The sequence below is a fragment of the Calothrix sp. CBUCES-K 9914 genome, assembly GCF_059640475.1.
This window is the reverse complement of sequence record NZ_JBXXZH010000020.1, coordinates 1-12,132: the sequence shown is the minus strand read 5'-3', so window position 1 is coordinate 12,132 and position 12,132 is coordinate 1. Positions and strand designations below refer to the sequence as shown.

Annotated in this window: 10 protein-coding genes and 1 pseudogene; 7 read left to right on the top strand and 4 right to left on the bottom strand. The window is 38.2% G+C overall.

Translation table 11 applies throughout. From position 1 onward, the window contains the following. Nucleotides 1-58 precede the first annotated feature (58 nt). The 4 genes from AC2JBO_RS06575 (at nt 59) to AC2JBO_RS06560 (ending at nt 3,887) form a co-directional block, all read left to right on the top strand. On the top strand, nt 59-1,108 hold the full coding sequence (locus AC2JBO_RS06575) for an amino acid ABC transporter substrate-binding protein (protein ID WP_496952832.1): 1,050 nt from the start codon (nt 59-61) through the stop codon (nt 1,106-1,108). Nucleotides 1,109-1,185: 77 nt separating this feature from the next. Then, nucleotides 1,186-2,103: an amino acid ABC transporter permease gene (locus tag AC2JBO_RS06570; protein WP_496952831.1), complete on the top strand. Its 918-nt coding sequence runs from the start codon at nt 1,186-1,188 to the stop codon at nt 2,101-2,103. Nucleotides 2,104-2,107: 4 nt separating this feature from the next. Next, entirely contained in the window at nt 2,108-3,097 is a 990-nt protein-coding gene (locus tag AC2JBO_RS06565; RefSeq protein WP_496952830.1) for an amino acid ABC transporter permease, read from the top strand. A gap of 52 nt (nt 3,098-3,149) precedes the next feature. Then, complete coding sequence (locus AC2JBO_RS06560; protein ID WP_496952829.1) at nt 3,150-3,887, top strand: amino acid ABC transporter ATP-binding protein; 738 nt, start codon at nt 3,150-3,152, stop codon at nt 3,885-3,887. Nucleotides 3,888-4,075: 188 nt separating this feature from the next. Here AC2JBO_RS06560 and AC2JBO_RS06555 read toward each other — a convergent pair whose 3' ends face one another. Continuing rightward, nucleotides 4,076-4,207 carry a hypothetical protein gene (locus tag AC2JBO_RS06555; protein ID WP_496952874.1) on the bottom strand — a complete coding sequence of 44 codons (132 nt, stop codon included), beginning with the start codon at nt 4,205-4,207 and terminating at the stop codon, nt 4,076-4,078. A gap of 443 nt (nt 4,208-4,650) precedes the next feature. Between AC2JBO_RS06555 and AC2JBO_RS06550 the strand changes: the two genes are divergently transcribed. From AC2JBO_RS06550 to AC2JBO_RS06540, 3 genes and pseudogenes are all read left to right on the top strand, one after another. Beyond that, nucleotides 4,651-5,556 (top strand): AraC family transcriptional regulator, encoded by a 906-nt coding sequence (locus AC2JBO_RS06550; RefSeq protein WP_496952828.1) that lies wholly within the window; start codon nt 4,651-4,653, stop codon nt 5,554-5,556. Between the two features lie 91 nt (nt 5,557-5,647). Next, complete coding sequence (locus AC2JBO_RS06545; protein ID WP_496952827.1) at nt 5,648-6,130, top strand: hypothetical protein; 483 nt, start codon at nt 5,648-5,650, stop codon at nt 6,128-6,130. Between the two features lie 206 nt (nt 6,131-6,336). Beyond that, nucleotides 6,337-6,918, top strand: a pseudogene (locus AC2JBO_RS06540) (Uma2 family endonuclease). An 80-nt stretch (nt 6,919-6,998) separates the two neighbouring features. Here the strand turns inward: AC2JBO_RS06540 and AC2JBO_RS06535 are convergent. From AC2JBO_RS06535 to AC2JBO_RS06525, 3 genes are all read right to left on the bottom strand, one after another. Next, a complete protein-coding gene (locus tag AC2JBO_RS06535; protein ID WP_496952826.1) occupies nt 6,999-9,068 on the bottom strand; it encodes a dynamin family protein in 2,070 nt (689 codons plus the stop codon). Between the two features lie 87 nt (nt 9,069-9,155). Further along, a complete protein-coding gene (locus AC2JBO_RS06530; protein ID WP_496952825.1) occupies nt 9,156-11,207 on the bottom strand; it encodes a dynamin family protein in 2,052 nt (683 codons plus the stop codon). A gap of 23 nt (nt 11,208-11,230) precedes the next feature. Further along, entirely contained in the window at nt 11,231-11,536 is a 306-nt protein-coding gene (locus AC2JBO_RS06525) for a hypothetical protein (RefSeq protein ID WP_496952824.1), read from the bottom strand. Nucleotides 11,537-12,132 lie beyond the last annotated feature (596 nt).

Below are 12,132 nucleotides of genomic sequence, written 5' to 3'. Positions count from 1 at the left end.
TAATATTCTTGGTCTATAAGAAAGTTATTAACATACTTATAAAGGAGTTGCTGGATAAATGTTAAATCGAAAATGGTATTTATTATTTGCTATTTTAGCGGTAATGCTTTCAATGACTGGTTGCAGCAGGCGCCTGCGAGGTGGTAATACTACTACTGTCAGTAGGTTAGATACAATTAAAAGTCGGGGTAAACTTGTTTGCGGTGTGAGTGGACAGTTACCTGGGTTTAGTTTTGTAAAGGCAAACGGAGAATATGCAGGGTTGGATGTAGATGTGTGTCGTGCTATTGCTGCTGCCATATTCGATGACCCGAAAAAAGTTGAATACCGTAATTTAAACGCGAAGGAACGTTTTACTGCTGTCCAAACAGGTGAAGTTGATATATTAAGTCGTAATACTACCTGGACTTTTAGTCGAGATACTGCTACTGGTTTGGAGTTTGCACCTGTGGTGTTTTACGATGGTCAAGGCATTATGGTTAGAAAAAATAGTAATATTAAACGTTTGGAAGACCTTAAAGGTAAATCTGTTTGTACGCAAACGGGTACTACTAACGAGCAAAACTTGGCAGACCAAATGCGACAAAGAGGTATTAGTTATAAACCTATTGTGTTTGAAGATGTTAATACGGTTTTTACAACTTATGAGCAAGGACGGTGTGAAGCTGTCACTTCTGACCGTTCGCAGTTAGTTTCTCGACGCACTACTTTATCTAAACCTCTGGAACATACTGTTTTAGATTTATTGATATCCAAAGAACCTTTGGCGCCTGCTGTGAAAAATGGTGATACTAAGTGGTTTGATGTGGTAAAGTGGACTATTAATGCTTTGATTAATGCTGAAGAGTTGGGTGTTACTTCACAGAATGTTAATCAGTTAGCTAATGGTAATAATGCTGAAATTAAGCGCATGTTAGGTGCTGAAGGTGATTTAGGTAAAGGCGCCGGACTTCCAAATGATTTTGTTAAACGTATTATTATACATGTGGGTAATTATAGCGAAGTTTATGACCGCAATTTAGGTAAAAATTCGGAGTTAAAGTTGGAAAGAGGTAAGAATAAGCTTTGGAACCAAGGTGGAATTTTATATGCTCCTCCTTTCCGGTAAGGTGCGTGACACCACGGGATTTTTTGCTTCGTTTTAAGATTTTTATAGTGTCACGCACCCTACGTTTAAAATTTATTATGACTCCTTTTTGGCGTAATCGAAAATTTCTAAGCATTGCCGCTCAATTAATTTCTGTTTTTACCGTTGCCATTGTTGTATTTATATTATGGGATAACCTAACGTATAATTTAGAACTATTGGGAATTGGCTTTGGGTTTGATTTTTTACAGTCTCAAGCTTCTTTTGATATTGGTGAAACTCTTGTCCCTTACAAACCTACTGATTCGTATTATCGTGCTTTACTAGTTGGGTTACTCAATTCTTTACGAGTTTCTATTGTTGGAATCATTTTAGCAACAATTGTAGGCGCCGTTGTTGGTATCGCACGGTTATCTACTAATTGGTTGGTGCGTAATTTAGCTTTGGTTTATGTAGAAGTATTACGGAACACACCATTACTTTTACAATTGTTCTTCTGGTATTTTGCCGTTTTTATCAGTTTACCAAAACTTGAGAATCAAATTTCTTTCTTTGGCTTAATCAATCTTAATAATAAAGGTACACAATTACCTTTTGGTCTCGAAATTTCTTCGGAGCTATCTGCATTGATTCTCGGATTAACATTATATGCAGGTGCGTTTATTGCAGAAATTATTCGAGGAGGTATTCAGTCGGTTGCTAGAGGACAATGGGAAGCTGCACGCGCGCTGGGTTTCAAACCAGGATTAATTATGCGGTTAGTAATTCTTCCTCAAGCTTTACGAGTAATTATTCCACCTTTAACTAGTCAATATCTAAACATAGCCAAAAACTCTAGTTTAGCTATTGCAGTTGGTTATCCTGATATTTACTTCGTCGCTTCTACCACTTTTAATCAAACTGGTAAAGCTGTAGAAGTCATGTTGTTAATTATGGTAACTTATTTAACTATAAGTTTGACTATCTCCTTAACAATGAACACATTAAACCGTTCCTTTCAACTTAAGGAAAGATAAGCAAGTGAATCAAAAAATCATAAAGTGGTTACGGAAAAATTTATTTGACACCTGGTACAATAGTATTTTAACTATTGTTTGTGTATTCTTGCTTGTTTGGGGCGCCAAATCTATTTTTACCTGGATATTGTTTATCGCACAATGGAAAGTTATTGGTGTCAACCTACAGCTATTTTTAGTCGGGCGTTATCCAGTGCAAATGTATTGGCGAATCTGGGTATCAATATTTATTATTTTGGGTTTAACGATTGTAACTATAGGGAGTTTGGTTAAGAAAATACCAAACAAGTGGCTACCATTAGGATGGGCAATATCTTTTCCTGTTATTCTATGGTTAATTGGTGGTGGTTTGGGGTTAGAAAAAGCAGACAGTAATTTATGGAACGGTTTACTGCTGACTTTGGTAATGGCTGTAACTAGTATACTTATTTCGTTTCCTTTGGGTGTACTTTTGGCTTTGGGGCGCCAGAGTAAGTTGTTTGTAGTGAGAAATTTTTGTATCCTATATATTGAGATAGTGCGGGGATTGCCATTAATTGGGATTTTGTTTATCGCTCAGGTGATGTTACCTTTGGTTTTACCTGATGATATTACTTTGGACAGAGTGTTGCGGGGTATTGCTGGTTTGACTTTGTTTAGTGCTGCTTATTTAGCAGAGAATGTTCGGGGTGGTCTTCAGTCTATACCTCGTGGACAGTTTGAAGCTGGTAAAGCTATTGGGTTAAATAGTGTTTATATTATGATATTAATTATTTTACCTCAAGCTTTACGCGCGGTGATTCCGGCTTTAGTGGGGCAGTTTATCGGTTTGTTTAAGGATACTTCGCTGTTATCTATTGTGGGGTTGTTGGAGTTGACTGGTATTTCTCGCTCTATTTTAGCTCAACCTGAGTTTTTAAATAGGTATGCTGAGGTTTATTTATTTGTTGGGTTACTTTATTGGGTGTTTTGTTATTCGATGTCTCTGGTTTCTCAACGTTTGGAAAAAGTTTAGATTTTTAAAACGAACCGCAAAGGACGCAAAGTACGCAAAGGAAGAAAGGAAGATGGATAGGGAAGTTGTTATTGTTGCTGAGAATGTTCAAAAGTGGTATGGAAAGTTTCAGGTTTTACGGGGGGTGAGTTTGACTGTGAACCGAGGTGAGGTGGTTGTTATTATGGGTCCTTCTGGTTCTGGAAAGTCTACGTTTATTCGTACTTTTAATGCTTTGGAGGAGTATCAGCAAGGACGTATAGAAATTGATGGTATTGCTTTGACTGATGATTTAAAAAATATTGATACTATTCGTCGTGAAGTGGGGATGGTATTTCAACAATTTAATTTGTTTCCACATTTAACTGTACTCGATAATATTACACTGGCGCCGATATGGGTAAGAAAATGGTCAAAAGCAAAAGCCAAAGAAGTTGCCATGCAATTACTCGAAAGGGTGGGGATATTAGAACAAGCACAGAAATATCCGGGACAGTTATCAGGTGGACAACAACAACGAGTTGCTATAGCAAGAGCTTTAGCTATGCAACCCAAAGTTATGCTATTCGACGAACCAACCTCAGCACTCGACCCGGAAATGGTGCGCGAAGTTTTGGAGACTATGAAAAAACTTGCTGCGGATGGTATGACAATGGTTGTTGTTACTCACGAAGTCGGTTTCGCGCGCGAAGTTGCCGACCGAGTTATATTTATGGATGGTGGCCTAATAGTCGAAGAAGCAACTCCTACTAACTTCTTTCAAAACCCAACCCAAGAACGCACCCGCAAGTTTTTGTCCCAAATTCTCTAGATTATGAACGAATGTAACGGGTATTGAATTTTAAATAATAACTCATCCGTTACATCCGTTGCAAATTAACCCATCATATTTAATAACGAACCCATAGAAGGCGCCTTCATTTTAACCAACGGTTGCTGCAACAGAAGATATTAACGAGAATTCCAAGTGCCGTGGAAACCAGGGGGAATGACACTCGGTCATCCAAGTTTGCAGACGGGGGAAGCATCCAGGCGCCCCCTATCAAATACCCAAACTTCGCTACTATCAGAATTACCATCGTATATCACGGTTATTACCCAAGTTTGGTCAGGGTTTTGGATATCTTGCACAGGTAGTGGTTCTGAATTATAAAGATTTAAACATTTTAAAATCTGAATGCCTTTATTTGTAATTGAACCATTTGAGTTACACACCTTAAAAACTTTAACTAATGCTAAGTGGATGGTACTGCTTTCACATATGGTAGACACTCGAAACCCAGATTTATACACAATTTAGCACTTTTGGAATCCTGGCAATGAGTAATGATTATAGCTAAATTTATAGCGTATATTCAATTTTGACCTTTAATCGGCGCCTGTAAATATTGATACTGATTTACAAGCGCGAGGTAATCATTATTCAAAAGCAAGATTTAGTTCAAAAACTTTTATTATGCGGCTTTTTAACACTTGCTAGTACCCCTGTTCAAGCACAGATTATACCTGATAATACCTTGGGTTGAGCAACTTCTGTCAAGCTTTATTAATTCCGAGTGAGTAGGCTAGAGAATATGGCTCTTGAGGATACTTCATTGACTGCATCTTCTGTTGACACCTATCTAGCTAGATTCCGCAAGGTACTTGAGTACATCGATACTCATCTGGACGACGACCTTGGTGTCGATCAGATCAGCAGTGTTGCTGCATTCTCAAAGTATCATTTTCACAGGCAGTTCTCTGAGCTTTTGAAAGTTAGCCTGTACAGATACGTTCAGCTCAATCGCTTAAAGCGTGCTTCTTATCAACTTGCCTTTCGTCACAAAAAGCAGATCATCGATATTGCGCTGGCGAGTGGCTACGAAAATCATGAATCGTTTTCTCGCGCATTCAAAAAGAGTATAGGGCAGACCCCTTCTGAGTTCAGAAAGCAGCCGCAGTGGGGTCTTTGGCACTTGACTTACCAACCATTAAGTGATATAGGGATCAAGTATATGAAACTAAAAAACCAGCCCGCGCAAGTCAGGCTAATTTCCTTTAAAAACACCAAAGTTGCAGTCGTTGAACACCGTGGCGACCCAAATCTCATAGGGAACTCCGTGTGCAAATTTATCGAATGGCGAAAGCAGAACTGTTTGCCGCCTACGGTCAGTGACACTTTCAACATCCTCTATGATAATCCGTCCGAGACAGCACCCGACGACTATCGCCTTGATATATGTGCATCAACGGAGCGTGATGTGTTTGACAACCCATTTGGGGTTGTAGAAAAAATCATTCCTGGTGGCAGATGTGCTGTATTGCGGCACATAGGTTCTGACAGCAATATCAGTCAGAGCATAACTTATCTGTACTCTATATGGCTCCCACTGAACGGAGAAGAACCGCGAGACTTTCCACTGTATCTCCAGAGAGTCAGTTTTTTTCCTGATGTGCCTGAGTATGAGGCTATCACCGACATATTTCTACCGCTCAAGTAGCAGTAGTATTTGCACTTAAGGAAGATTTACATTGAAGAAACTTTTAAGGCGAGCTTTTAGTCAATGAAGCTTGAAATAGAGGTTTATTAATATGAATATTTTTTTTAACCGAAGATTATTGGGTATAGCAGGAATATTATTGTTAGCTTTTTGGGAGCCTGTATTACCAACCCATGCAATAGAAGCAAACACTCCGAATTTATATGAACTGCAAGGTAAGAATCTGCACATTACATATTCAACATCGGGCTTTGATGGTAAACCATCTTTCGATTATCAGGACAAGCAACAGAGACTGCACTTTACAGGAGAACAGATTCGTACACAAGACGTGAGGATTGGCCAGTTGGTAAGTGTGACAATCCGCCTTATACCGGACATGGGTTCAACAGACTTTAGTTTAATTATACCAAGTGTCAACCTTGGACAAAATAACCAGATAAAAATCACAACTGACGGCATCACAACGTTGCAACGCTCTTCTATAAGCCCTAAATTAAACGTTGGACAGATACAGACTTATACAATAAACCATCTTACTGGTACAGCTTCTTCTGTTCAGTTTTTTCGGTAATACGACAGCAATCAAAAAATCAATCTTAACAGCTAGTATATCGCGTCTGAATGTTTGCCAGTTTTTCAGGCGCCATTTTGTTGACTTTTACACACCTGTAGGTTGGCTGGAGGAACGCAACCCAACACACACAAGGTGTTAGCATTACAATAAAATTTACAAAGGCACCACCAGTTAAAATTATAATACTAAAGGAAATTTCCACTATGTCCTTCCCCCTCGTATTACAGTTACCATCTTCATATAAAATGACTCCTGAACAGTTTTTTGAGTTTTGTCAGGTTAATCGTGATTTACGCATTGAACGTAATAAATATGGAGATATATCAATAATGCCTCCAACTGGTGGAATAACTGGAAATCGTAATTTCAACATTGCTGTACAATTAGGAGTCTGGTCAGAGCAAGATGGCACTGGTATTTGTTTTGACTCTAGTACTGGATTTACACTATGAACAGGCGCCGAGCGTTCTCCTGATGCTTCTTGGATAAAATTAGAATGTTGGAATAGTTTATCACAAGAACAACAACAAAGTTTTGCCCCCATAACTCCAGATTTTTTAATTGAGTTTAGGTCAGCGAGTGATAATCTCAAACCATTACAAGAAAAAATGGAAGAATATATGCGTGAAAAGGGGATACAGCTTGGTTGGTTAATCGATAGAAAAAATCGTAAGGTATATATTTATCGTCCGGGAATGTCTGTAGAGTGTCTTGATAATCCTCCTACATTAGATGGTGAGAATGTTTTATCTGGGTTTGTTTTGAATATGAGTAAGGTGTGGTAAATTATGCGTGGCACTAGTAAGGTGCGTCACTGCACTTGATTTTCGTGCTTAGTGAGGAATTGTTTATGCAGTGACACACCCTACGATAATATATTGTATGCTTCGTTAATTTGATGCATTTTTTCTTGTGCTTGTTTTTGTTGTGCTTTATCTGTAAATAAGTCTGGGTGCCATTGTTTTACTAGTTTTCGATATGCTTGTTTAATTTCTGTAAGTGAGGCACCTTCTTTTAACCCTAACACACTATAAGCTTGTGTTTGATTTATTGATTTATTTGTTTCTGGTGTAGGTTGTTGACGTTGAGTTCCTGGCATTCCCATATTAGCTTTCATCTGGGCAATTTCTTCGTCTAGTTCCCAGTTACGAAATTTTGCCTCAACTTCTGCTACGCTTGGTTGTGGTTTTGGTTCGGGTTTTAGTTCAGGTTTTGGTATTCCAATAGATTCTTTGGCGCCAACTCCTTGTGAACGATATACTGTTTGAGTATTAGTATTTTTTGTGACTTCAACTTTATATTCGTTCGGTGTTGATATGCCTAAATTGCTTAAGAGTGCTTGGTTGAGTTGAATTAAGTTATTTTGCCATTGGTGTAATTTTTGACGTTTTTGGATAATATCCGGTGTGTCAGTTGGTTCGATAAAGCGAATAATGGAGTTTGCTTTGCGTTCGTACTCGTTTAATATAGATAAACTTTCACGACTGAAGGTACTCAGATATTCATCGACGGCATCTAGACATAATGCAGCAACCTGTTGATGATATGATTGAGTTGAGGTTTTATTATCTTGTTCTTGAATCGTTTTATTGGCAAGATAAGCAATACTACCCAAAACTGCGGCGCCTAGTAGACCACCAAGAACCCAACCTATACCACCACCCACAGCTAATGAACCAGGGTCGCCAAAATCACTACTATTATTAGTACGAGGTGGTAAAGTTATTTTTGGATGTTTGGGTAAAGGTAATATTAAATCTTCCCTTTTCTCTGTTTGGAAAAACTCGTTAGCTTGGTCTAACCATTTTATAAGAGCTAACTGTAATTCGTTCAAATCTTTTTTAAATGTGTTTTCCCACGTGATAAAGTTATCTTGTGCTAAAGCTACTGATGCATCACTTTGATATTTGTCTCTCAGCTTACTTAGCTCTAAATGCGAACGCAGTTTATTGAGACTTTGAGTAAAACCTTGTTGTATTAAACTTTCCGCACGCTTTTTAATTTCATTTGCAGCATTATTTTTATCAGTAACTTTTTTTATCTCGTTTTCAAGACTTGTTATATTTGCTTTCAAAGCTTGTTGTAGTTGTTGTGTTACCACTTGAACGCGCGGTGCCACAACATCTTTTCTACTATGCTTAAGTATGGTAGCTATATTTTGCAGTGCTGTTTCAAATTCCACTAACCCGCTACTCGATGCCAAACTCGTATCACCTTTTATTCTCGCGCGTAAAGCAGGTAATGCATCAACTCGATATAAATTGCTAAAACCAGGTGGAATATCCGCACGAAAACTTTCTGCAACAAATCTTAATCGATTTTGCACCTCTTTTTGCTCTTCAGGTTCAAGCAAATTAATAAAGTTTGCGACAAAAATAACTGTCTTGATACCTCTATCGAGTAACCAGTCACGTAAATTCTCACGCTCACCCAAAGTCATCAACTTGCGCGCGTCTAATAACTGTACAACTAAATCGGCGCCAAGTAGTTGTTCCTTAACTAAATTATCCTGTGCTTCGCGGTCATTAGTACCAGGTAGATCAAGAAATTCAATTCCTGTTTCTAAAAATGGATGAGGATAAAACACTTCCACAGAGGTAACATCACCTCGCATCCGTCTATCACCATCTAAAACAGCAAACTCTTTTAAAATATCTGTACCGCTACGATATATCTCACTACCGTTACTAAGTAAGATACGAGTTCGTATATCTGTACCGTATTTTACTGTAATAGCGGCGCCTGTCGTTGGAATTAAATCGATGGGTAAGGTTTTGCTACCCAACATCGCATTTAATAGTGTAGACTTACCGTGGTTAAAGGGACCAAATACCGCAATGCGAAAGTTTGGATTGGTAAGATAGTTACAAATGGTAGTTACATCTAGGTCGAGTAACTTCGATACACTCTTAAGGGTATTTATTAAATCTTGCATAATTCTTTCTTTTCTTCCTTTGTGACCTTTGTGCCTTCGTGGTTTAATAAAAAAACCACAAAGACACGAAGAACACAAAGAAAAGAATTAACTATAATATGTGAGGAGGTTAGAGAAAGCTGATTCAATGTTGTTTAATTGAGCGAATACATCTTCAGTGAGTTTGTTTAAGCGTTTTAATTCAGCTTCGTTGTTAATCTCGCGCGTTTCTTTTTGTTTGAGTAAGTTATCGAGTTCAGATTTGCGTGATGATATATCCTCGTTTATCCGTTTACTCACTTCACGCTCATAAGCATCGAAACATTCTTTTACAGCATCGTATACTGTTTTAGATTGTTCTTGCGCTACTTGGGGTAAATACTTAACAAGCTCTTTTTTCGCAGTTTTTACTAACTCCTTTCGTGCTTGGTCTGCTTGTAACACTCCTACACCTAAACCAAGTACAGCAAAACCTATTGGTCCAAGGAATATACCAGTAACAGTAGATAATAATCCACCGACACCTAATACTGTAAAGTAATTTAATAATATATTCTTCCAATCAAACCCGGCGCCTGCCATTGCAAAACCTGCTAAATTACCCCTAGATAACGATAAAAGTCCCATTGCCCATTTTGCCCAACTTGGTGCATCTTCTTCACCCGATACATCTGTATTGAGTTTGACTTTCTCACCTGTAAGTTTTTCGGTGATTTGATTGGTAATTTGATTATATGTATCACCATATTTAGCTGCGCTTCTACCTAGCTGTGTAAAAGCACTGTTAACATCACGTTCAGCAGTTAAAGTCCATGCAGCAAGCTTATCTGCAATATATTGTTCAAATGCGTTTTGAAGTGCAGCGTTAAATGCTTCCCGTTTACCACTGCTGAGAAAGTCTAATATATTTAGCTCTGGTTGGTAACGCAAAAAGTCTGTTTCAAAGGTATTACCCAAGTTTAAAACGTAACTGCGGAACGAGTTGGAGATATTATGTGCTTGGGTATCACGGGTTTTGAGAATTTCTCTTTGAAAGTCGTCGCGAATATTAGTAAGTTTATTAAATTCGGGTTCTACCGAGTTTATTCTGCTGCGAAGTTCTTCAACTCCCTGTTCAAGTAGAGGTATTCGTCGTTCAACACTTTCCTTGGTGTTGTTACTTGCTTGACGTGCGAGTGTACGAACTTGTCGCAACTCAGAAACCGCGCGTTCACGAGTTAGGAACGTATTTAAGGCGCCCATAAATTGCGGAAATCCTGTATTATCTAAATCAGCTTGAGGATTTTTTAACCGTTTACGCAGCGCTTGGATAGAGGAAAGCTCGAATACTCGTTCATCATATATATCATGACCATCAACTAAGCAATATTCTGCTAAGTTCGCATGAAAGACTTTGCGTAACCGTTCTTCAGCTTCACGTAACTCGTCTTCGTCGTCAGGGTCAATAAGTGCTTCTTTTACCTGGTCCCATGCATTTATCAGGAAAAATACAGAGAGACCACGACCTTTAATATAATTTTCTAAATATCTACGCTCACCCAGCGTACAAGGTTGTGACGCGCGTAAAACGAATAGAATAGCGTGACAGTTGTTAATATAGCCCAGCGATAACTCATTACGAGCTTCCGTATCATTCAAACCAGGACTATCAACAATTTCAATTCCCTTGGAGAGTAAAGGTAAAGGATATTCTACTATGGCATGAGTAACACCAGGAAAAGCTTGTTTATTATCTTGTTCCAACCTCTTGGCTTCGGCAGGGTCGATGGTATATTTTACCTTGAAGGTTTCAAAGTCCATAGTTTGAGGTGTGCCATCGTCAAAATGCACCGTGACCTTTTTTTCGGCGCCGTAACGAAGTACAGTTAAGATGGCAGTACAAGGATTAACGTCACTAGGTAAAATCCGCTCTCCAATCAAAGCGTTGAGAAAAGTACTCTTACCTCGCTTCATATCACCCAACACCATCAAGCGAAACACTCCCGTGCGAAGATTGCTACTTGCTACACGTATATCATCAATATCACGTGTACTATCCCCTAATACCTCAGCTTGACTAATGGTATCAGCCATTTTATCAAGGGATGCAGCAACTTGCGTGCGTACCTGAATAACACGCTCTAAGTCATTGAGAAAATTATCAGTACCATTACCTGCCATCTTTGAATAATCCTTCCTATATATTATTTCTTTTTCTCGAAAAACAATTTATACCCTACAAATAATAGTGTTCCCACAATTAGTAAATTAGCAACAACCGCAGCAACTCGAACTAAAGCTATTGCCACTACCCCAACACCAAATAACTTTAATCCCAAAATAACCTTTGGTTTCCATAAACTTCCGCTTCGTGGTTCGCTTTGGTTATGTGGAACCTTACTAGTTTGATAAAATTGGATATCTTGCTTACCTGACGTTGACGTTGACTCACGTTGACGAATTGCACGTTCAATACGTTCGAGTTCCTTTGCGTGTTCCTCCGGTGTCATCTTACATACCCCCATTCGGTATTCAAAGCATTACTTGTAAAATAGCGTACACACAAGCAAAAAATCATCAGTGCAACCACTACTTAATTCGTAAATCTTTGGTGACTTTTGATATTTATCATGGTAACTACCAAACAACCATTTATCATTCCGGAAAAATCAAATAACAAAGCACCCCACATTTGCATATAATGATGTAGGGTGTGTAACGCTATTACAATCTTTCAACGAAGCGAAAATCTAATAGCGTTACGCACCAACACAGTTATTATAAAAGAAACAGTTATATTCTTTTTCTCCTATTCTCAAATTTGATTCCGACTGGTAATGCTTTGGCTGGTAAATTTAATTGACTTTTTAAGATATTACGGTATTATTGACAATTTGAGACCTATACTTTTTGACTACAAAACGCGACAGACTGTACATATAGAGATTTTTAGGCGCCTTGTCATCCTTCAGAAATATAACTATAGCCTAGTTGACTTTTTGAGTTATTTTGATAACATAGTATTTTTATAAAGTTGGTTTGATTACAAACAAAATTCCCATTTTATACGGCTAGATATTTAAGACTTTAGCTATAAAATTTTCGG